We start from the raw sequence: 22,515 nt of genomic DNA, 5'->3' as shown, positions 1-22,515 counted from the left end.
ACAGCAATAACTTGTAATCAATATGGCGAAAAGTCATCACCGCTCTGTTGGCATTAGAGCCTAATTGCACTAGTCCATGCACCGGTATCACCACGGCCATGGGTAAGATAGAGGCCATTACGACCAATAATAACAAGCCCCCGCCAGCCCCAAAAGCCGCGGTTATTAAGGAAGTAAAACCCGCTAGAATGATCAAGCCCGCGGCCACCGCGGGCCCTAACATATCGTTGCTTAAAAACTCCATAGAATCAGCGCGCACCCTCTCAATAAAAAAGGTTAATGCCGTATTGTCTGCTTAAAAACAATTCAACATTAACCACGTTTAGCTTGTTGAAGCCTGCGCCCCACCTGCTTTGGCGGGCAATAAGACCGATCAGCTATTAAGCTGTGGTCCACAGGCCACCAACGCTTTGCCATTGTCCACATCAGTAAACTTAACAAAGTTACTGATAAACTGGCCGGCTAAGTCTTGCGCTTTATCTTGCCATTGCTGTGCACTGGCGTAGGTATTACGGGGGTCAAGTACTTGGGTATCGACACCTTTAATGGTTTGCGGGATGCGTAAATTAAAAATAGGTAAATTACTGCTTGGATGCTGCTCAATCGAATCATCTAATATGGCATCAATAATTGCCCGGGTATCTTTAATAGAAATCCGTTTACCCGACCCATTCCAGCCCGTATTAACCAAGTAGGCTTGTGCCCCTGAGTCTTGCATGCGCTTACGTAATACTTCGGCGTATTTGGTCGGGTGCAAACTTAAAAATGCGGCGCCAAAACAACTTGAAAAAGTCGGGCTTGGCTCGGTAATTCCGCGCTCTGTACCAGCAAGTTTAGCGGTAAAACCAGATAAAAAATAATACTCTGCTTGTTCTGGTGTTAGTTTTGATACCGGCGGCAAAACCCCAAAAGCATCGGCGGTTAAAAAGATAACTTTATTAGCATGACCGGCTCGTGATACGGGTTTTACAATGTTTTCAATATGATACAAGGGGTATGAAACTCGGGTATTTTCGGTTTTCGAATTATCATCAAAATCGATATTACCTCTATCATCCACTGCAACGTTTTCTAACAGCGCATCGCGACGGATCGCCTGATATATATCGGGTTCGTTCTCTTGACTGAGATTAATGGTTTTTGCATAACAGCCCCCTTCAAAATTAAAGATACCGTTATCATCCCAGCCGTGCTCGTCATCACCAATCAGTTGGCGTTTAGGATCCGTTGATAAGGTGGTTTTGCCGGTGCCCGATAAGCCAAAAAAGATCGCCACATCGCCTTTTTCGCCTACGTTGGCACTGCAGTGCATTGAAGCGATACCTTTTAGCGGTAAAAAGTAGTTCATCATCGAGAACATACCTTTCTTCATTTCGCCGCCATACCAAGTGCCACCAATGATCTGAATCTTTTCACTTAAGTTAAAGGCAATAAAATTCTCAGAATTTAAACCCTGCTCCTGCCATTTGTCATTGACAACTTTGGCCCCATTCATCACCACAAAATCGGGTTCAAAGGTAGCTAACTCGGCATCACTAGGGCGAATAAACATGTTTTTTACGAAGTGAGCTTGCCACGCTACTTCAGTAATAAACCGCACGCTTAAACGCGTATCTTGATTAGCGCCACAATACGCATCAACCACAAACAAGCGTTTACCTGACAATTGGGTAGTCACTAAGCCTTTTAAGTGTGACCACGTATCAGGAGACATCGCTTTATTATCGTTTTTACCTTGATCAGACCACCAAATGGTATCCCGGGTCGTGTCATCTAGTACGATGTATTTATCTTTAGGTGAACGGCCTGTAAATACCCCTGTATCTACAGAAATTGCCCCTAGTTCAGTGACATAGCCTTTTTCGAAACCTGTTAAATGGGGCGCGGTTTCTTCGATAAATAGCTGCTCATAACTGGGGTTATACAGAATTTCGCTAGTATTATTAATGCCTATAGAAGACAAATCGATGGGTTGTACGTCACTGTGGTCGACGGATTCTCGCAAAGCACTCATAGTGATAATTTCCTTTTTGTAGTTGGGTACAGAGGTTAATTTTTGGTTTTTATTATTTTTATATGGGTTTACTTTTTTATTATCGTCGAGTGCCAATTAGGCAATTTTTAGAATTCTTCAGTATCAATTTCTAATTGGGTAGCCGCTGGATAACGCGGTCCACTAATACATTCTGGAGCAAATAGCTGATTTAGTTTCTCTATGTGTACTTGCTTAAGCGTGACTTTAGAGGCGCCGATATTGTCACGTAAATGCCCCACGTTTGTGGTGCCCGGAATAGGATGAATATGCTCACCTTGGCCTAATAGCCACGCTAAGGCGAGTTGGGGCATCGAGCAATGTAATTCGTCACTAAGCATGTTAAGTTCAGTAAGCAGAGGCAGATTCTTTTGCATATGCTCGGCTTGAAAGCGCGGCATTCCCTTACGGATATCCCCATCAACTAAGTCATTTTTATCTTTTACTTGACCACTCAAAAAGCCACGAGCCAATGGTGAGAACGCCACAAATGCAGTGCCGAGCTGCTTACAGGTTTCGAGTACTGAAATTTCAGCATTGCGAGTCCATAAGGAGTATTCAGTTTGCAGCGCAGCAATCGGGTGCACCGCATGAGCCTTGCGTAAGGTCGCTGAAGAAACTTCGCATAAACCGATCGCTTTTATTTTACCTTCAGCCACCATATTGCTTAACTCTCCTACGCTGTCTTCAATGGGGACTTCCTTATCCCAGCGATGCAAGTAGTACAGGTCCAGCACGTCAGTTTGTAAGCTTGTTAGAGCTTGCTCAATGGTTAAACGTAAAGTGGCTGGTCGACCATCGATAACCCGCTTGCCGTCTACGCCTGTCATACCGCACTTGCTGGCTAAAAAGAGATTGTGGCGCTGCGCCTTAAGTAATTTACCTAACAGTAATTCGTTTTGGCCAAATCCATATAGGGCAGCCGTATCAAAGTGTGTTACACCAATATCGAGGGCTTCATTGACAACCTTAGCGGCTTCGCTTTCTGTTAAAGGATGACCGTAGGCATGGCTTAAATTCATACAGCCCAAACCTATTTCTGATACCCATTGTCCGGCAATAGCGCGTTGTTTCAAAATGAAGCCCTTCTTTGTTTTGTTCTAAAAATTAAGCCAATTGTTGTTCAAGATCATGTAGCACTTTATAACAAGCCAATACTTGACCCACACTTGAATTAGGCTCACGGCCTTCTTTAATAGCGGCAAAAAATTCCCGGTCTTGTAACTCAATGCCATTCATGGATACGTCCACATTCGACACATCAATCGCGCTTTCTTTGCCATCAACTAAATCGTCATACCGGGCTATGTAAGTGCCGTTATCACATATGTAGCGGAAGAACGTCCCTAAGGGGCCGTCGTTATTAAAAGACAGAGACAAGGTACAAATGGCGCCGTTTTCAGCTTGCAGTTGAATCGACATGTCTAGTGCTATACCTAACTCAGGATGAATCGGCCCTTGTATAGCATTGGCTTTGACAATCTTACTGCCAGCCTGATAAGCAAATAAATCAACCGTATGAGCAGCATGGTGCCACAACAAATGATCGGTCCAAGATCGCGCTTCGCCTTTGGCATTAATATTTTTGCGTCGGAAGAAATAGGTTTGTACATCCATTTGTTGAATGTTGAGTTCGCCCGCAGTAATACGCTTGTGTATCCATTGGTGTGAGGGATTAAAGCGACGAGTATGACCAACCATGCAGGTTAATCCGGTCTCTTGCTGCGTGTTAACCACCGCTTGTGAATCAGCCCAACTATCCGCAAGAGGGATCTCAACCTGAACGTGTTTACCCGCTTGCATACACTGAATGGATTGTTCTGCATGTTGCTGAGTTGGTGTACACAAGATGACCGCGTCAGCGTCAATTTTAAGTGCTTCAGCCAGGTCAGTAAAAACCTGTGGAATGCCATAGTCATCCGCGACTTTTTGGGTTTTCTCAGCAGAACGACCCACAAGGGCAACCACTTCTACGCCGTCAATATTTTTAATACCATCTAAATGTTTGATACCAAAGGCACCTGGGCCTACCACTATTACTTTCATCATCAACTCCTAATCATTTTCTAAAATAAGATGGCCAACCGCAGTATTAGACGCAGGAACATGATAGAAACGTTTTTTCAGCTTCACTTTGTCGTTTAAGGCGCCGCGCATAATCAGCCACATCACTAATTCAACCCCTTCAGAGCCCGCTTGATTGAGATAATCAAAATGGGGCATGTCGGCCAAACTTTCAGCGTCATCCACGATACGGTCTAAAAAGGCATTATCAAATTCTTTATTAATTAATCCGGCCCGAGGCCCCTGCAACTGGTGGCTCATACCACCTGTGCCCCAAATTTGCACATTCAGATCTTCGTCAAAACTGTCAACAGCTTTGCGGATTGCCTTTCCTAAGTTGTAACAGCGTTTTCCTGATGGGGCGGGATACAACACCACATTTACGGCCAGTGGGATCACTCTACAAGGCCACGCTTCTGGCTGACCAAACATCAATGACATAGGCACGGTTAATCCGTGATCCACATCCATTTGGTTAATAATCGTTAAGTCAAAATCTTGTTGAATAACCGACTGAGCAATATGCGAAGCCAATTCTGGATAACCCATAACACTGGGCACTGGACGCGGCCCCCACCCTTCATCGGCAGGCGCAAAAGTTGGCGCACAGCCCAATGCAAAGGTAGGAATAATGTTCATATCAAAGGCAGAAGCGTGATCGTTGTATACCAAAATCACCACATCGGGCTTTTGCTGCTTTATCCATTCTTTACCAAAATCGTAACCGGCAAACAAGGGCTGCCAATACGCATCTTGAGTCTTACCATTATCAATGGCCGCCCCAATGGCAGGCACATGAGAGGTAGCAACACCTGCAGTAATTTTTGCCATTAAATGTCTCCTTCATACATGTTGCCCTGAGGCGAACGACCGCCTTGCAGCATCATTTGTGCATAGTCTGGTTGGCTCATGCCTGTCATCGTGGCAGCAGCAAATTGAAAACTTAAACCGTCACTTGAAAATATTTTTGCTAAGAAATAGATGTTGCCACCAGTGGCCATCATCCGGTTGTAATCGCGCGCCATGACTGCTAATTTTTGTTCTTCGCTCATAGGCCATTCATCAAGGTAAACGCGCTCATTGGCTTTAAAACGGGCACGGTTTTCTGCTTTCATTAATGACATGCAAAATTGATTTAAGTGATAACCCAAACGCCCCATTTCAGCATCGAAAATAGTGGTGCCGGGAATATTCTTATAAGGTTTAGCTAATGACATGTTTACTCCTTTCTCTTAAGACCAGTAGAGGCGCATGGGATTATCCACTAACAACTTGTGTTGCAACTGGGCGGTTGGCGCAATCATTGGGATCATATCAACTAATTGTCCATCATCAGGCATATGAGTTTTCATATTCGGATGTGGCCAGTCGGTGCCCCATAAAACGCGATCTGGAAACTGTTCAACCACGGTACGCGCAAAAGGCACCACATCAACATAATGCTTTGTTGGGCCAAGCAGCGACAAGCGTTCTGGACAACTTACTTTTGACCAAAAGTTTTCGTTATCACCCATCAGCTTTAAAAACAGGGCAAATTCTGGACCATCAATCGGTTTACTCACATCAGGGCGACCCATGTGATCCACCACGACTGTAGTAGGTAAACTGGTAAAAAAGTCATAAAGCTCCGGCAGCTCTTGTCCTTCAAAATAAATCACGATGTGCCAATCTAGCTCTTTAATACGGGCGGCAATACGCTTCAACGAATCAAAGGGTAAGGCATCGACTAAGCGCTTTACAAAGTTAAACCGCACACCGCGCACACCCGCTTGATGTAAGGTTTCAAGTTCAGCATCAGTAATACTTTCTTTGACGGTAGCAACGCCTCGAGCCATGCCATGGGAGGCGTTTAGTGCGTCAACTAAGGCACGGTTATCGGCGCCATGACAGGTGGCTTGCACCACGACATTACGGCTAAAACCAAGATAATCGCGCAAGTTCCAAAGCTGGGCTTTGGAGGCATCACAAGGCGTGTATTTGCGCTCAGGGGCAAAAGGGAATTCAGCGCCTGGGCCAAACACATGGCAATGAGCGTCGACCGCGCCTGGTGGCACAATAAACCTTGGTTTAGAGGGAGATGGATGCCAGTCTAACCAGTCTGCATCTTTTGTAAAATGTGTCATAAACCCATTCCTGTTAATTTACGATCGAGGCCGGGGTACACACGGCGCGCATTGCCTGAATACACTTTAGTCCGGTCTGCATCAGACAGTTTCAGACTGTCAACGTAACGTTTAGTATCATCAAAATAGTGACCGGTTTCAGGGTCGATACCGCGCACAGCGCCAATCATTTCTGAACCAAACAAAATATTTTCGATATCAATCACCTTAAACAATAAATCGATACCCGGCTGATGATAAACACAGGTATCAAAGTACACGTTTTTCATCACATGTTCGCGCAGCGGAGGTTGTTTAAGCATATCCGCTAAACCACGATAGCGTCCCCAATGATAAGGAACAGCACCTCCGCCATGAGGAATAATAAAACGTAATTCTGGAAAGTCTTTAAACAAATTACCTTCTAAAAACTGCATAAAGGCCGTGGTATCAGCATTCATGTAGTGTGCCCCTGTGGCATGAAAATTAGGATTACACGAGCCAGATACGTGAATCATGGCAGGCACATCCAGCTCTACCATTTTCTCGTAAAAAGGATACCAACTGGGATCTGTTAAAGGCGCTGAGTTCCAGTGACCACCTGAAGGATCAGGGTTTAAGTTACAGCCAACAAATCCTTTTTCGACGACGCAACGTTCTAATTCTTCGATAGAATTTTTAATGGGAACGCCTACAGACTGTGGCAACTGACACACGCCAATAAAACGCTGCGGATATAAATCCACCACACGGGAAATCAAATCATTACATGCCGAGGTCCATTGTTTTGATACTGCTTCATCGCCGATATGATGGGCCATCGCAGAAGCTCGAGGTGAAAAAATTGTCATATCTAAACCACGTTCATCTAGCAGTTTAATTTGATTCTTGTCGATGCTCTCACGAATTTGGTCGTCTGTGATATGGGGCACTTCGGGTAAGGCTTTTCCTTCTTTAAAGGCTTTTATCTGCGCTTCTCTGAACAATTGTAAGGGCTCAGGCGCGGTCGTATAGTGACCATGGCAATCTATAATCATGGGGTTGTCCTCTTAATTCGGGTAGTGATTCTGTCGCTCATTGGCTTAGCTTATTGACGCCATGGCTTCACCGCGCATTAACATGCGAGCGGTTCGTAATAAAGCGGCGCGTTTAACGGTAAATTGCCGGATATCCGCACTGCCAGCTACATCCATCTCAACAATAAATTGACCGGTTGGATGCTCAACGGCTATTTCGATACTGCCATCAGCAAATTCTTGTTTAAGTAAATCACAGGCCACAGTGCCTTTGAGTACACAAGCGGTAGCCACACTGACAGAGCCAAGCACGCCAATAGCGTCATGTACACGGTGTGGAATAAACGTTCTAGTATTCACAACACCTCCGTGTAAAGCCGGTGAAATCAGACTCATCTTAGGAACGGTCTTTTTACTGACATCACCTAAGTTCATGCGTTTACCCGCTTCTAAACGAATCGCTTCAATTTGTTCTTTCAGTTCTAGGTTAGCCTCAAGCTCAGCGGGCGATTCAGCGCCACTCAAACCAAACGATGCGGCGTTTAGCAGCACCACAGGCATGCCATTATCGATACAGCTTACTGCGACGTTATTAATCATGTCTTGGGCATTACCGGTAGGAAAAAGCGCACCACAACTTGAGCCAGCCACATCCAAAAAATCAATTAAAATAGGGGCCGCACTGCCGGGTACACCATCAATTGCCGCCTTACCTGCGTAATTCACGCGACCATTAGGCGTTTGTACTCTTGCTATTGCATTTGAGCCAGTATTAAGCATATGGATACGCACGTCAGTCGTGTCGTCGTTTGCACCAACCAAACCTTGCTCAATAGCAAACGGCCCTACCCCAGCAAGAATATTGCCGCAGTTTTGCGCGTCACTGACTTCTGCTTTATCCACTACAACTTGTAAAAACAAATAATCGACGTCCGCATCTTCGCGTGTTGACGGACTGACAATAGCCACTTTACTGGTCAGGGGATGAGCGCCGCCTAAGCCATCAATTTGCCGTTCATCTGGTGAGCCCATCAAATTAAGTAATAATGCATCTCGCTTGGCGCTGTCAGACGGTAGATCTTCAGCCAAAAAATACAGACCTTTTGATGTGCCACCGCGCATAATAGAACAAGGAATGGGGCGTAACATTTACCCTTCCTCACCCTGTTTTACATAAACAAGGCCTTTTTCTGCTAGCCGCTCACGCATTTTGTATAGGTCTAAACCTAAGGTGCCGCTGGCTAAAATTTTGCGTTTGTGCTCTTCATTAGCCACCCGTTTTTGTACATTGTCATCTACCGCATCAGCTTCTTCGCGTTTCACCACCACCACGCCATCATCATCAGCCACGATTATATCGCCAGGACGAATATAGGCGCCGGCACAAACCACTGGCACATTTACATTCCCTACGGTTTCTTTTACCGCACCTTGGGCAAAAATGGCCTTAGACCACACCGGAAACTCCATTTCGGTGAGCGTGGCCACATCGCGCACACCACCATCAATAATTAAACCGAGCACACCTCGGGCTTTTAATGAAGTTGCGAGTAAGTCACCAAAAAAACCATCAACGCAGGGGCTGGTAGGCGCGACAACGAGAATATCACCCGGTTGGCATTGCTCAACCGCAACGTGGATCATCCAATTATCTCCCGGCGCAACTTCACAGGTCACTGCGGGACCCGCGATGCGCGCAGGACGATAGATAGGACGCATATATTCAGCTAATAATCCCTTACGGCCCTGTGATTCATGCACCGTAGCGACTTCAGCATTTTTAAACTTTGCCACCGTCTGGTCACTAGGACGTGCGATATCGGTAATACAAACAGGCATAATTTATCTCTATGTAGTTTTGATGCACTGAGTATGCGTTAACTAAAGGTAAAAAAAACTTTAGAAAGCTGTCATGCTCCATTAGATTTTTCTATAATTAGAAAATAAGTATTAAAGCTGATTAAGGTTTTTCAATCGTGAATTTCAATACCCGGCACCTAATGTGTGCGTTAAAAATCACCGAATTTGGCACATTAAGCCAAGCCGCACAGCAAATTTGTCTTAGCCAATCAGCCTTAACACAGGGTATTAATAAGTTGGAAACTGAACTGGGGCATGTGCTTTTTGACCGTTCTCACTCAGGCATGCAGACTACCGAGGTAGGCGAACGTTTTTTAACGCGGGTGAGTCGAGCCTTTGAGCAACTTCAAGAGTTTAGCAGCATCCTATTTGGCCAAGATAAAGCTAAACGCTCAACCTTTATCCGCTCTGTAAGTACTCGTCAGTTAAGGGCCTTAATTCATATCGTTGAATTACAAAGCTACACTGGTGCAGCAGTGCGATTGGGCTTATCACAACCCACCTTGCATCGCAGCATTAAAGATCTTGAGCATGTGTGCGAACAAAGACTCCTTCAACGCTCCCCTACAGGTGTGGAACCCAGTTGGCGAGCAAAGCAATTGCGCCGCTACGCCAGTTTGTTTTTTGTGGAATTACAACAAGGTGTTGAAGAAATCAATGAAACGATGGGCCAAATGGATGGTTCGTTACGGGTGGGTAGCCTACCCCTCGCTCGTACCGATATCGTGCCCTTGTCTGTTTTACAACTCAATAGTGAGTTTCCTGATGCAAGAATTTCTATTATCGATGGCCCTTACAGTGAGCAATTTAACAGTCTGTTGCACGGCCAATTAGACGTTATTATCGGTGCCCTTCGTCCGTTACAAGCCCAACAAGACATGCGGCAAATTCATCTGTTTGATGATCAGCTGAGTATTGTGGTGAAAGCGGATCATCCATTGGCGAATCGCCAAAGTATTTCAACTGCCGAATTACAACAACTTGATTGGGTCGCACCAGCTAAAAGCACACCTGCACGCCATGTATTTAGCCAAATATTTACCGGGCGAGGCTTAAGTCCACCCTCTCATGTTATCGAATGCAGTTCGTTAGTTGCTGTGCGTGGTATATTGCTTAACAGTGAACGTGCAGCCTTGCTTCCTGCCCGTCAGGTTGAAGTGGAAGTGCGTGCAGGTTTACTTGCAGTTTGTCCGATGATTTTACCTGGAACTCATCGTGAAATTGGCCTTACCCTAAGAAAAAGTTGGCACCCCACGCAAATGCAGAGTCGTTACCTTGATATTGTTAAGCAGTTATTGGCGCATGCTTAAACCTTAAGTGACAGAGTAAGTAAATTGAATATTAAATTCGACGATAAAGCGCCTCAAGCAAACTGTATAAGCCAAACGCCATTAGGCCAAGTGCCATGCCTCCCAGTAACCACGCGCCTGCGTAATTTTCAGACACACTCTGCAGGACATCTTGCATACCTTTAATATCATTCTCTTTTGTTACCATAGCTGATTGATACAACAACAGCGCCAAGATCAACCACGCAAGGCCCCTAGCAATCAAGCCTGACCGGCATAACGGCATGATCCAAACTCGCTGTTGAGATGGTATATCCATGTAGTCATCAAACTTCGCCTTCCACGCTTTGATTAGATGGGCAATCCCAACAATGACGACCACTATGGTCATAGCAAGGAGTGCGGTTTGTGCATAATCAGCACTCAGCCAACTTCCCAATGGCTTTTGATCCTCAGAGGAAGACACGATGCCTAAGGCGACTTTAATCGACCAGTAACTTAAAAAGGTATATGAGAGACCACTACCAATAAGGCCAAGTCGGATAAACAAGCCTTTAAAATTGGTTCCATGATTATCGGTATCTTTTATTGCTTGATAAAAACGCCAAGCCACGTAGCCGATTAGTCCCATTATCAGTGTAATAAGCAAAAACCAGCCAAAAGGTTGTTCTAGCAAGGTGGAGATAGCCCCCTTGGTATCGGTTTTTTTACCCCCAATCCCGAGCGCAACCATCAAGGCTAAACTGCCAATCATAAAATAAACAAGACCACGAGCGCAATATCCTGATTTTGCCAAATATCGCCAAGCTTTCGATTTAACTTCCTGCATAAAATACTTCCATTGTTTTACAAAAATCGCAGCTTTGCTGCAAAGCGTTGCTCCTACTTTTAGCTGACTAATAAAAGCTCAGCTTGTTAGGTAAACACCAGCTTCTAGCCGTCAAAAGCTATTAAATTTCGCGAGTGAGCGACTAATGTACAGGCAATTATAATGCGCTGAAACCTATTACAGCTCAAATTTGCTTATTTAAGCCCAATCGTCCTAGCGCTTGTACAAAAGGTAAGCAAAATTGATGAGCAGATCCTGTAATTAGGCTTAGCGAGCAAGAAAAAAAGCCTTGCTACGCGGCGTAAATTGAAGGTCGCGGGTCACATGGACATCCTATACAATAAACAAGTGGCCAAGAAATGGCTTAATAACAAAATGTGAGGACGATGCATGAGGTTATGGTTCACACCAATTTTACTTTTATCAATTGGTTTGATGTATTCCTTTTGGAACGGCTATACGCCGCTATTACTTTGTGTTGTATATTTGTTCGCTAGTGTGGTGTCGTATTTTCTTTATGCAAAAGATAAAAGAGCCGCGACTAAAGGGACATGGCGAGTACCAGAGAAAAATTTACATATTTCGTCACTGCTCGCGGGCTGGCCAGGTTCAATTATTGCGCAACACACCTTACGCCACAAAACCCAAAAAACATCATTTAAAGTTGTATTTGTCATCATGTTGTTTCTTAACTTATGTCTACTGATTTGGTTCCATTCTTCCAGTAGCGCACGTTTATTTCATTCGGCCCATAATCGTATTTTGCCTTGGGTTAAAGAGCACTGTGATATTTCGTTTTGCCAAGTGGTTATACCTGCCTTACTAGAACTTCATCGAAGTCATTAGTACAAACACCCCAAGTAAACTGAAAAACGACACTGAGTTTAGGGAGCAATATTAACCTGTACACCAGCTTACAAACTGTGCTAAAACACCGAAGTGTCATCATAGACAATGTAAATTTTGAAGTAGTCAATCGATGTAAGGCTTAGTTCTGTTACCTTGGGTACACCGTCGAAGTAAGGAGAAAGAAATGTCGGTTAAAATTAATCACTACGCGCAGCCAATAAAGACCAATATTAAAACTAACATCGAAGCAGGTTTTATTGAGTTTTTCATCGGCCTAATCTGCGCCGCTTTTGCCTACTACACCTATGGGTATATGGTCGTGCTATTTTTGTCTACTGCATTTATCGCGGTGATCTGCTTTGCGTTAACTATTTATAATGTGTATGCGATTATTCAAGACGTCATTGCTCAAAAGCACAGTAACAAAGTGCAAACCAGCGCCGACAATAAGCAGTAAACCGCAGGCTAACTCGTTGTTTAGCTTTGCTCAATTCGTGTAAATATCAACACGTCCCTTATTCGTTGATATTACCCTGTTGGCGAAAACACCCTGCAGTGGTGCCCACCAATTGTTTAAAAAAACGACTAAAATACGCAGGATCACTAAACCCCAACTCTTCTGCTATCTCTTCAACGCTTTGTTTGGTGTAGATCAAACGGCGCTTTGCTTCAATCACTAAGCGTTGGTGAATAATGGCTTTAGGAGAGTTATTCAGTAATGTTTGGCACAAACGATTGAGTTTTGAAACTGAAATGTGTAAATGCGCAGCGTAGTCTTTTACCGCTAGATGTTGATTGTAATGTTGCTCTATTAAGGCCCGAAAATTGAGTAACACAGTAGACTCGCGACTCACACTGCTGACCTTCATAGCCTCTAATCGTTGTTGACGCAGTATGGTGAGTAAGATTAATTGCACCAATTGGGAAACTGCCATATTTTGCGCCAATTCATCCGCGTTTAACTCATGTTGTAGCAAATTAATGTAAGTACAAAAACGCTTTATCTGCTGTTGATCTTTAAATTGAACTGCTTGTGCTTGCCAAACTAAATCTGCAAGAGGCTGCGTCTCGTCCCCTTGCTTACCACTTACTAATGCATCGTTGATTGAGAGCACAAAACCTTGAGTATTTGGCGCAAAATGAAAACTATGTACAACTCCTGCGGGGATCAACACCAACCAATTGCCACTGAGTTGATGGGAAGTATCGTCAAGCTCCACCGACCAATGATTGTCAAAGACCACGACCACTTGGGAAAGGCGATTGTGCCGATGAGGTGCAATTTCCCAGCCTAAACCGCGACTGCGATAGGCAATATCCTCTACATGCACTAAATTTGGCTCTTGGCGAATAAAGGCCTCGCCATACAGATCGTAAAAAGGAATAGGACTTTTATTCATTAACTTTACCCTTAACCTCATTTTCTACCCATGCTTAATATGACGCAAAAGTACAATAAGTTAACGCGTATGTGAATTAATAGTTGTCGATAAAAAAAGCATGATAAGCCTAGGTTATAAAACGAGTTGGATAAAAAATGCAATCAATCAAAACTAACGTTGCCATTATTGGGGCGGGCCCCTCAGGTTTGTTGTTAGGTCAGTTATTGGCTAAGCAAGGCATCGACAATATTATTATCGAACGGGTCGCTGCTGATTATATTCTTGGCCGTATTCGCGCTGGGATCTTAGAGCAAGGCTTAGTGGATCTGCTTCATGAGGCTGATGTGTATCAGCGTATGGATGAAGAAGGCCATGTGCATGATGGTTTTGCCATTAGTTATTACGGTAAAGCTTATCGCATCGACCTGCATGAACTAACAGAAGGTAAAACCGTCATGTGTTACGGTCAAACCGAAGTAACCCGTGACTTAATGGCCGCACGCAAAACCTCAGGATTAAGCACTTATTACAGCTCATCTAATGTTACCTTGCACGGCATCGAAACAGCACATCCTTGTGTGACATTTGAACAAGACGGTGTGAGCTATAAACTTGAGTGTGATTATATTGCGGGTTGTGACGGTTTTCATGGCGTATCACGTCAAAGTATACCTGCAGATAAACGCGAAGAATTTGAACGAGTCTATCCCTTTGGATGGCTTGGCGTATTGAGTGATACCCCACCCGTTGCAGATGAATTGATTTACTGCAAAACCGAGCGCGGATTTGCTTTAGCCAGTATGCGTTCATCAACTCGTTCACGCTATTACTTACAAGTACCACTGTCTGACAAAGTAGAACAATGGGATGATCAACGTTTTTGGGATGAATTGAAATTGCGTTTACCACCGGAATCTGCCGCCAGTTTGGTAACCGGTCCGAGTATAGAAAAAAGTATCGCTCCCCTGCGTAGTTTTGTCTGTGAGCCAATGCAACTGGGTAAGTTATTTTTAGTGGGTGACGCGGCGCACATCGTCCCGCCCACTGGGGCCAAAGGTTTAAACTTGGCCGCCTCGGACGTGGCGATATTGTATCGCCTACTCAACAAGGAATATAACGAAAATCAAGCAAACGCCAGTCAACGATATTCAGAATTAGCCCTAAGTCGCGTATGGCAAGCAGAGCGCTTTTCATGGTGGATGAGTAATATGCTGCATGACTTTAAAGATGATGCGGGAAAGGCAAACAATATGGATCAAAAGACCTTTGAACGTTTTATGAAATCTGAATTAGATTTTTATCTCAATAGCAAAGCGGGTCAAAAGGTCATTGCCGAGCAATATGTTGGTTTGCCTTATCCAGAAATTTAATTGATAGAAAGCGATTGTCTGGGGCGAGCAAACCACTTTATGTTTACTCGCCCCGCTATGCAAAGCATTAAATGCTTGAGAAGTAACTCAGGCGATTAGCTCAGGTGTTGATGTTTTTTGCCACAAAGTCCTCTGATTTAAACGCTGACAGGACTGTTTATTTTTACTTTGTGGCTTATCGAGTTATCTATTTCTAAGGCATCTAACATACCTTGTGTAACCAGAACGACTCCTTCTTGGCTGATGCGAAACCCTCGTTGAATGTCAGCATCTCGGTCAATACCTATTTCCATACCACTAGGAATATTGCAGCCAGAATCAATGATGGCGTGTTTAATTTTGACATGTCTGGCAATATTGACTTTAGGCATAATGACAGATTCTTCAATATGACTGTAAGAATGCACGTGTACATCAGAAAAAAGTAATGAACGTTCTATCATTGCGCCAGAAATAATACATCCACCTGATACGGTGGAATCTACCGCAAATCCTCGCCTAGTTGGCTGATTAAAAATAAACTTTGCTGGTGGTGATTGCCTTTGATGAGTCCAAATAGGCCAACCATCATCGTATATATTAAGTTGCGGTGTTACGGCAATTAAATCCATATTTGCGGCATAAAATGAATCAATAGTACCTACATCTCGCCAATAAGGCTGTTGATGGTTTTCAATATCATGAAACCGAAATGCTAAGACCTTGTTGTTGTCGATAGATGCCGGAATAATGTCTTTACCAAAGTCATGTTCTGAATCGGGATTGCTTGCATCTTTGAGTAGCTGTTCAATCAGAAACTCCGTGTTAAATACATAATTTCCCATAGACGCTAAGGTGTAGCCTGCTCGTTCATCTAACGTACAGGGATGCTCAGGTTTTTCTTGAAATTTTAGGATGCGGTTACCCTTATTAACGCACATCACACCAAAGGCCCCGGCGGCGGCTTCGATTGGAACCTCAATACATGAAACGGTCAAATCTGCGCCAGTTTGGACATGTTGAGCCAACATATCCGCATAATCCATTTTATATACGTGATCTCCAGAGAGCACCAAAACCTGTTTAGGATTATGCTCACGAATAAATTCAATATTTTGATATAAAGCGTTAGCTGTGCCTTCGTACCAATGCTCAGACTGTTGTTGTGAGGCGGGCAACAATTCAACAAATTCACCCAGATCACGATTCATATGCCCCCAACCACAGGCTAAATGACGAATCAGTGAATGCGCTTTGTATTGGGTCATCACGCCAATTTGTTTGATACCAGAATTGACACAATTAGACAGTGGAAAGTCAATTACTCGAAATTTACCACCAAAATGTAAGGCAGGTTTGGCTTGAGATTGCGTCAGTTCGAACAGACGACTGCCCTTGCCTCCAGCGAGAATCAAAGCCAGTGTGTTTCTGGTAAGTTGGCTAACATATCGTGTATTTGAAGAAACCATTTTGAGCCCTCGAAAGCGTTGCTAGGCACCTGACTTCTCAATAGGCGAGTTGTTAATAATAGGGCGTTTATCGCCATATTAGCTGTCAGCATTCAAGCCGATATGACCATTAAACACCTACACTTTTACGGCAAGTACATCGCATTTAACACCATGTAACACGCCGTTGGCAGTTGAGCCTAAAAGCAATTTTAAACCGCTGCGACCATGCGTACCCATCACAATAAGATCAGCATTAATGTCTTGTGCAATAGTATGTATTTCATCGGCTGGATTACCCACAGGACTATATATTTGCGCACTAGGAATAGCATAAGTCTGAGCAATTTCTTTTAATTTTTCTTTGCTCTGTAAACACAGATCATTAAAAAAATCACCTTCATACGCCATACCAAAAGGTTGATAGTTAACCATTGGCACGGTGACATAGATAATACTTAGGTTTTTAGGGGACTTTGCAATATTTAATGCTTTTTCAATGACCACATTACTTTGGGCAAAAATATCGACTGCAACAAGAATGTTTGAATAATAACTCATGTAATACCTCACCGTGATGGTTTGTTAAACAAGCATACCAATAGATAGATTAGCCTATTTATTGTACCGTTATCTTATTAGATACCTTATTGGCCAAAAGATTTTGATCCAAATCAAAAAGATCCAGCACAATAAGCTAGTTTTACTGAAAAATGACTTGATTAAACTGCTGCGAAAGGGATAATTTTCCATCCTTATCGTTTCTCTTGTATCTACTTATTAATAAGATCCATGGAAGAAAAAACTTGCTGTAAAAGGACGATTAAAGTCATTGAAAAATCATATCTCATATGAGGCCCCGACGTTGTTATTATTGCCTGGTATCGACGGCTCAGGGAAATTGTATGCCCCCTTACTTGATGTATTACCCAGTAATATTAAGGTACAACTCGCGCCTCTCCCTGAGGCGTTATTTACGGATCACAGTGAAATTGCGAAACACGTTTTAGCCACGCTTAGCGATAAACGTTATGTGATTTTAGCAGAGTCTTTTTCCGGCCGAACCGCCTATGAATTATGCCGCTTAGCACCCAAGAAATTTGTCTATGTTGTCTTTGGCGCAAGTTTTATTACCCAACCCTCACGTTTACTATCATTCGCTCGCTTTATGCCGCTGCGTTTATTGAACACAACATTTCTGGCTAAAGTTTTGGTTGGTGGTTTAGCAATGAAACTGTTGCTAAAAAATAAACTGACGAATCCCTTTATCCATAATTTAACGGCATTGCCTGGGGCATTTTTAAAAAATAGACTGAGGTTAATACATCAACTACCACAACCAAATTTAATCATGGATGTGCCCTGTTTGATCGTTACCGCTAAACAAGACAGACTAGTCAGTTGTCAGGCGTCAGCAGCTATCAAACGGGTTTTTAGCCAACATGCTGAGCAAAAAATCAGAGGCCCACATTGTTTAGTGCAAACTCGGCCAAAGCACTTTGCGAAAGTCTTTCTTACCTTGTACCGAGGATTAGCAGATAACCCGATACGTACGCCTGCTAAACAAGTGTTCTGTAGAACAATGTAAGCAGCACCGCCGCTGGCATGAAGTGGTGAGCAGACTTTACTCTTTTTTCCGGACATATTGATCAACAAAAGGCCTAAGTTGTTTGGCCCATATCTCGTATCCTAATGCTTTGGGATGAAGGAGATCCGGCATCATTTCTTTTGTTAAAGTGCCATTTACGCTTAAAAAATCGGCATTGAAGTTAGCAAACAGCAAGCCTCGTTTTTTAGCTAATTCTGCGATTAAATCACTCGCCACTTGATTGTTAAGTCGCATTGCTGAATCAGGCTCTGCATCTCGTGGAAATATTTCGAGTAACAGGATTTTAGCCTGTGGTAATTGTTGTTGTAGCTCATCAACAATTTTCGTCACACCGGCGGCAATGGCTTGAGGGGAATCCATTCTGTGACCGGTATTATTGGTACCAATCATCATTACGACGAGCGCAGGTTCAGTGTTACCTAACTCCCCGTGTTGTAGGCGCCAAATTACATTTTCGGTACGATCACCGCTATAGCCTAAATTTAACGTTTTAATATCAGCAAAGTGCTTATTCCAAACCTCTTTGCCTTCATTTTCCCAACCATGGGTTATTGAATCTCCAATCATTATAAGTTCAGCACTACCTTGTTTGGCTTGTGCCACTTTTTGGTTGTGACGTGGTAGCCACCATTCAACTGACCAATATTCATTTAAGGTACTGGGGGTGGTTGCCAACTCTATGGCACTTGGGCATGGCATATTACTGTGACCCTGTGCCTTGAACCTGACATTGGCAAATGCAATTTGTCCTTCTCCACCAGTACTTAGCTGAAACGGGCGATGAACATGGCTAAGATCATCGGCATCATCGATTAGACAGCTAAGGTCGATTGATAGATGCTGCCAACCCTGTTGCTGATGTGTTTGTGCCCACTCCCTCAGTCGGTAGGCTTTTGTGCAATGCATTTCACAATTGACGATTAAATCAAGTTTGCCTTTTTCGATTTGATCAATTTTAAGATCAAATTCCAGGGTACCTTCTTGTCTATAATCCCTTAAGTCTAGACTGCCATTAGTGAAATATGTGCCAGAAGACCAAGCCTCATTGAAGTGAAGTTGTAGTGCATCATTTTCTTTTAAATAAGCAGCTAAATCTAACATAACCTTGCCATTAGCGAATTGAGCAGGTAGTTCATCGACTAACAACTGTTGTTCGTTAGCTACGAGGGCTAATTTCCACGGAGCTCTATTTGACGAGTTAACGAGTTCAATTTGTTTGATTGAGATCTCTTGCTGGTTTGCTCTGGATAAAGTAACACCTTGATTTGAGCAAGCAAAAAGTAATGAGTAACAGACCAATACTATTAAACAAATTCGAGATTGCGTTCCCATACAATATTCCTTAATCTTTTTTTAACATTGAGCATCAAACGTTACTTTTTTAAAAGTTATCTTGCTAAAAAACAAAATTTTTTAGGGTCAAAACTACTTTTACATAATACAAACAAGTGGTTTAGCAATTAATTTTTTTTGTTTTGAACAAGCTGGGGTTTAACAATCTTTTAGCAAATAGCACATTTTTTTGTAGACTCTCGCCTTCAAAAATTTCTACTACGATTTTTTTATGCCAATCCAATAAAAATAAGAATTAGGCAGCTTCAGCAGATGTGAAGTGGAAAGTCTAATACGGAACAAGTTGATGTAATCAAGCAACTTATCCGTCAAAACAACTAGTAAAATGCAGTTCTCACCTTTGAGCAATGCACGCAAATGGGATTGAGTGCGAATATTTAATCCTTAGGACGGTTTGCAGAAAACTGGAGTTATTAGATAGCGCGGAACGCAATAAACAAGCCAAACATGCCCCCCATAGCGCTGCTCGTCATTCTTTGAGTTATGCGCAGGTAAAACGGCGTGAGACGGAAATTACCTTTGAGTTAGGTGAGCTAAAAATTCGTGAAAACAAACTGTTAGACGAGTGAAACGCTTTATCTACATTGCTTGATGTAAAACACCTTAATGAAAGGCGGATAACTTTCGCTACCCGCCTTCTATCATTAGAACCTAGCTCTTACACCAATTGAAAAAGCACGTCCAGGTAAGGGCGCCTCGTCTTTTAGATATGAAGAATGCACTCGACCTTCTTGGTCGGTTAGGTTGTCACCTTTTAAATAGATAGTCATGTCTACAGCGTCTAAATCAAGATAATAATTAGCGGAAGCTGACAGCATGGTGAAGCCATCGGTATCTGTTTCGTACGCCGCGACTTTATCCTGCTTACTATTGCGAATCACTTCAAGCTCGGCATGCCAATTGTCATATTCGTAATGCAATGAACTGCCTATTCTCATCGGCGGAATGCGAGGAACATTACCTCCAGAATCCAATTTGGCTCGAGTGTAATCTGTAAAAACTTCTAGGCGTAATTCTTCGTTTAAATGCCAATCGAGCTGCGCTTCAAAACCATAAAGCCTAGCATCTTGTTGACTGAAAATAATAACCGGCAATCCTGCCGCCTCATCTTCTGGTTCACCGTTTTCAAGGATAGTTTGGGCAAATGCGGCTTCGGTAACTAGTACTTCGCCATCGAAGACCAAATCGGTGCGTTGTTCAAATATATAGTCACTTACCTGATTATTAAATAGACTAAAACTGGCATTCCATACTTGTGCATTATAGCGGTAAGTTACGTCGATATTATTTGATACTTCTTTGTTCATGTCAGCAGCGCTCTGAACCACGGTGTATTCATCGTTTAGCTGGGCTAATTCAAAGCCTCCACCTATTTCAAAGGTTTTTGAGCCGATATGAGGACCATAGGAAAAGATTTCTGAAGCAGATGGCGCGCGTTCCGAATATGCATAATTAAACGCTAAAGAATTTTGCCCATCAATACTCCATACTACCCCTGCAGAGCCAGACACCGCGGTATAATCTTTTTTATCAAAAGAAACGATATCTTGGGTAGGTTTTTCTGCAAAGAAGTCATTATCTACGTCATGACTCGATTGCTCAAGCCTCGTGCCTAATTGCCATAACAAGGGACCTGCTTTGCGTTCCTCCATTAAAAACACAGCAACACTGTCGGTTACTGTTGGAGGCGTAAAGGCTTCTTCACCAATGGCTGAAAAATCAAGGTGGTTGTAGTGAACACCTGCCACACCTTTCCAACCATTAATTAAAGCGTGTTCGGCCCACAATCTCGATTCAAATGATTCATTCTTAAAAGTGGTACCAATCTCATCCCCTTCAAATTCAGAATGCTGGTAATCGGTAAAACCATTCTGCCAATGAACCGAATTGAAAAAACCAGACAAATTATTCCAATCAACGACACCTTGGTAGCGGTCTTGCTTGAGTTTAATGAAGACGCCTTCTTCGCCTACAATGCCATATTCAGAATTCATACGACCATATGACAAGGCAGCGCGAGTATTATCATTAATCCATGCGCCACCAAGGGTAAACCCATCTGCATCAAGGGCAGAATTCTTTAGCGTTGAACGCCCGCCAGTCTCATTAATGTCGGCAGGAACAGGAATGGTAAAATCACTAGTGCTACGATCATAGGCATCAAAATGCCATGCAAGATTGTCACTGCCACCATTAATATCGGTAGAAAACGTTGTTGCGTCAGCGACATCATTGTACTGAGCAAACACTTCTCCACTGAAGCCTTCAGATCGAACTAGGGGTAAGCGGTTATCTACCACATTCACCACACCACCAATAGCACCACTCCCGTAAAGTAGGGTTGCAGGGCCCCGCAGGACTTCTATCTGACTCGCTGTTGACGTTTCACTTGCAACTTGGTGATCCGGCCCAACTCTGGAAGCGTCAGATGCATCTAGTCCATTTTGTACCACTTTAATCCGAGGGCCATCTAGTCCCCTAATGATAGGGCTACTGGCAACTGGACCAAAATATGAGCCATGGACGCCAGGTACATTTCTTAGGGTTTCACCTAAGGTAGCCGCTTGATTCTGATCGAGTTCTTCACCACTGATGATTGTAACCGGGGTACTTGATTCTAATACGGTGCGTTTTAAGGGAGAGGCACTGATTATTAAGGTTTCGACGTCATGCTCGTCTTTTTGAATGTCTTTTTCTTGCGCTTTTGCGCCAAACGCAGCAATTACTGCCACTAGAATGGCGGAATATTTCATGTTCATTTCGTGATCTCTTTTACATATAAACGATTCGATATGCGCTAACGCAACCGAAAAATAGTGAGTAAACCGTAAATTAAAAAAATCAGTTGAACTGTGGTGGGTCTCTATTGCCGAAAGTTAAAGGCAGCGATGCTATAACGTGCTGTTGTGCCTTAAATTGTTGGATAAACGTTTGCGCAAGTACGTTTGATTTGAAAGCATTAAATAACACTGCGTGATCTAAGTTATGCGAGGTTAAGCACAACACGCAATGCTGATCGGCTTTTACGATATGGGAGGAATCATGCCTTGCAGTGATATTGCCCATTAAAATCAACAATACAGCCGACAATACCAGTGCATATTTCAGCACCGTGCTTGATTTTCTGTATTGATGTAAAGTATGAGCTTGCATAGATGTTATAATATAACATCATATAAATTCCGCTGTCGACTCCCTTTAAAAATTTTTTTATTTAATTGATCGTAAACAACCTTTTCATTCAGAAAATACATATACTGCAAACCGATGTAGCTAAAAATCCACATCAGTTCGGCTATTTTAAATAGCAAAATATCAACTCGTTAATGCAGG

The 22,515-nt window shown here is 43.1% G+C and carries 21 protein-coding genes and 1 pseudogene; 6 read left to right on the top strand and 16 right to left on the bottom strand.

Annotated features, from left to right (window positions below; genetic code table 11):
- The 10 genes and pseudogenes from NWQ57_RS03225 to NWQ57_RS03180 all read right to left on the bottom strand — a co-directional run.
- Nucleotides 1-244, bottom strand: a pseudogene (locus tag NWQ57_RS03225) (sulfite exporter TauE/SafE family protein); the annotation flags it as partial.
- 129 nt (nt 245-373) lie between these two features.
- The gene (gene pckA / locus NWQ57_RS03220) at nt 374-2,014 is read right to left on the bottom strand and encodes a phosphoenolpyruvate carboxykinase (ATP) (protein WP_306020596.1); all 1,641 of its coding nucleotides are present in this window, start codon (nt 2,012-2,014) and stop codon (nt 374-376) included.
- 107 nt (nt 2,015-2,121) lie between these two features.
- Nucleotides 2,122-3,108 carry an aldo/keto reductase gene (locus NWQ57_RS03215; protein WP_306020594.1) on the bottom strand — a complete coding sequence of 329 codons (987 nt, stop codon included), beginning with the start codon at nt 3,106-3,108 and terminating at the stop codon, nt 2,122-2,124.
- A gap of 31 nt (nt 3,109-3,139) precedes the next feature.
- Entirely contained in the window at nt 3,140-4,081 is a 942-nt protein-coding gene (locus NWQ57_RS03210) for a Gfo/Idh/MocA family oxidoreductase (RefSeq protein WP_306020592.1), read from the bottom strand.
- Between the two features lie 6 nt (nt 4,082-4,087).
- Nucleotides 4,088-4,927, bottom strand: a complete 840-nt coding sequence (locus NWQ57_RS03205) for a class III extradiol dioxygenase subunit beta (protein WP_306020591.1) — start codon at nt 4,925-4,927, stop codon at nt 4,088-4,090.
- The gene (gene ligA, locus NWQ57_RS03200) at nt 4,927-5,313 is read right to left on the bottom strand and encodes a protocatechuate 4,5-dioxygenase subunit alpha (RefSeq protein ID WP_306020589.1); all 387 of its coding nucleotides are present in this window, start codon (nt 5,311-5,313) and stop codon (nt 4,927-4,929) included. The genes NWQ57_RS03205 and ligA overlap by 1 nt, the downstream gene beginning before the upstream one ends.
- A gap of 15 nt (nt 5,314-5,328) precedes the next feature.
- Complete coding sequence (locus tag NWQ57_RS03195) at nt 5,329-6,219, bottom strand: amidohydrolase family protein (protein ID WP_306020588.1); 891 nt, start codon at nt 6,217-6,219, stop codon at nt 5,329-5,331.
- On the bottom strand, nt 6,216-7,235 hold the full coding sequence (locus NWQ57_RS03190) for an amidohydrolase family protein (protein ID WP_306020587.1): 1,020 nt from the start codon (nt 7,233-7,235) through the stop codon (nt 6,216-6,218). Before NWQ57_RS03190 ends, NWQ57_RS03195 begins: the two co-directional genes overlap by 4 nt.
- 45 nt (nt 7,236-7,280) lie before the next feature.
- Nucleotides 7,281-8,363 (bottom strand): 4-oxalomesaconate tautomerase, encoded by a 1,083-nt coding sequence (locus tag NWQ57_RS03185; protein WP_306020585.1) that lies wholly within the window; start codon nt 8,361-8,363, stop codon nt 7,281-7,283.
- Entirely contained in the window at nt 8,364-9,053 is a 690-nt protein-coding gene (locus NWQ57_RS03180; protein WP_306020584.1) for a 4-carboxy-4-hydroxy-2-oxoadipate aldolase/oxaloacetate decarboxylase, read from the bottom strand.
- A 137-nt stretch (nt 9,054-9,190) separates the two neighbouring features.
- Between NWQ57_RS03180 and NWQ57_RS03175 the strand changes: the two genes are divergently transcribed.
- Entirely contained in the window at nt 9,191-10,384 is a 1,194-nt protein-coding gene (locus NWQ57_RS03175; protein WP_306020582.1) for a LysR family transcriptional regulator, read from the top strand.
- A 31-nt stretch (nt 10,385-10,415) separates the two neighbouring features.
- Here NWQ57_RS03175 and NWQ57_RS03170 read toward each other — a convergent pair whose 3' ends face one another.
- On the bottom strand, nt 10,416-11,192 hold the full coding sequence (locus NWQ57_RS03170; protein ID WP_306020581.1) for a DUF1206 domain-containing protein: 777 nt from the start codon (nt 11,190-11,192) through the stop codon (nt 10,416-10,418).
- A gap of 390 nt (nt 11,193-11,582) precedes the next feature.
- Here NWQ57_RS03170 and NWQ57_RS03165 point away from each other — a divergent pair, with 390 nt between their 5' ends.
- Together NWQ57_RS03165 and NWQ57_RS03160 are read left to right on the top strand one after the other, a co-directional pair.
- Nucleotides 11,583-12,038 (top strand): DUF1294 domain-containing protein, encoded by a 456-nt coding sequence (locus NWQ57_RS03165; protein ID WP_306020580.1) that lies wholly within the window; start codon nt 11,583-11,585, stop codon nt 12,036-12,038.
- Between the two features lie 187 nt (nt 12,039-12,225).
- A complete protein-coding gene (locus tag NWQ57_RS03160; protein WP_306020579.1) occupies nt 12,226-12,498 on the top strand; it encodes a hypothetical protein in 273 nt (90 codons plus the stop codon).
- Nucleotides 12,499-12,556: 58 nt separating this feature from the next.
- Here the strand turns inward: NWQ57_RS03160 and NWQ57_RS03155 are convergent, their stop codons facing one another.
- Nucleotides 12,557-13,441: a helix-turn-helix domain-containing protein gene (locus tag NWQ57_RS03155; RefSeq protein ID WP_306020578.1), complete on the bottom strand. Its 885-nt coding sequence runs from the start codon at nt 13,439-13,441 to the stop codon at nt 12,557-12,559.
- 137 nt (nt 13,442-13,578) lie between these two features.
- Between NWQ57_RS03155 and pobA the strand changes: the two genes are divergently transcribed.
- A complete protein-coding gene (gene pobA / locus NWQ57_RS03150) occupies nt 13,579-14,793 on the top strand; it encodes a 4-hydroxybenzoate 3-monooxygenase (protein WP_306020577.1) in 1,215 nt (404 codons plus the stop codon).
- A 137-nt stretch (nt 14,794-14,930) separates the two neighbouring features.
- Here pobA and glgC read toward each other — a convergent pair whose 3' ends face one another.
- Complete coding sequence (gene glgC, locus NWQ57_RS03145) at nt 14,931-16,241, bottom strand: glucose-1-phosphate adenylyltransferase (RefSeq protein ID WP_306020576.1); 1,311 nt, start codon at nt 16,239-16,241, stop codon at nt 14,931-14,933.
- Between the two features lie 117 nt (nt 16,242-16,358).
- Nucleotides 16,359-16,781 carry a universal stress protein gene (locus NWQ57_RS03140; protein WP_306020575.1) on the bottom strand — a complete coding sequence of 141 codons (423 nt, stop codon included), beginning with the start codon at nt 16,779-16,781 and terminating at the stop codon, nt 16,359-16,361.
- Between the two features lie 271 nt (nt 16,782-17,052).
- Between NWQ57_RS03140 and NWQ57_RS03135 the strand changes: the two genes are divergently transcribed.
- Entirely contained in the window at nt 17,053-17,808 is a 756-nt protein-coding gene (locus NWQ57_RS03135; RefSeq protein WP_306020573.1) for an alpha/beta fold hydrolase, read from the top strand.
- A gap of 36 nt (nt 17,809-17,844) precedes the next feature.
- On the opposite strand, the gene NWQ57_RS03130 is transcribed toward NWQ57_RS03135, so the two are convergent.
- On the bottom strand, nt 17,845-19,161 hold the full coding sequence (locus tag NWQ57_RS03130; RefSeq protein ID WP_306020572.1) for a putative glycoside hydrolase: 1,317 nt from the start codon (nt 19,159-19,161) through the stop codon (nt 17,845-17,847).
- 368 nt (nt 19,162-19,529) lie between these two features.
- Between NWQ57_RS03130 and NWQ57_RS03125 the strand changes: the two genes are divergently transcribed.
- A complete protein-coding gene (locus tag NWQ57_RS03125; protein WP_306020571.1) occupies nt 19,530-19,751 on the top strand; it encodes a hypothetical protein in 222 nt (73 codons plus the stop codon).
- A gap of 75 nt (nt 19,752-19,826) precedes the next feature.
- Here the strand turns inward: NWQ57_RS03125 and NWQ57_RS03120 are convergent, their stop codons facing one another.
- Nucleotides 19,827-21,941 (bottom strand): TonB-dependent receptor, encoded by a 2,115-nt coding sequence (locus tag NWQ57_RS03120; protein WP_306020569.1) that lies wholly within the window; start codon nt 21,939-21,941, stop codon nt 19,827-19,829.
- Nucleotides 21,942-22,515 lie beyond the last annotated feature (574 nt).

Origin of the sequence: Paraglaciecola sp. (assembly GCF_030730205.1) — a bacterium.
Lineage (GTDB): Bacteria > Pseudomonadota > Gammaproteobacteria > Enterobacterales > Alteromonadaceae > Paraglaciecola.
The sequence above is the reverse complement of the archived record's forward strand: the minus strand, read 5'-3'. Positions and strand labels throughout refer to the sequence as shown.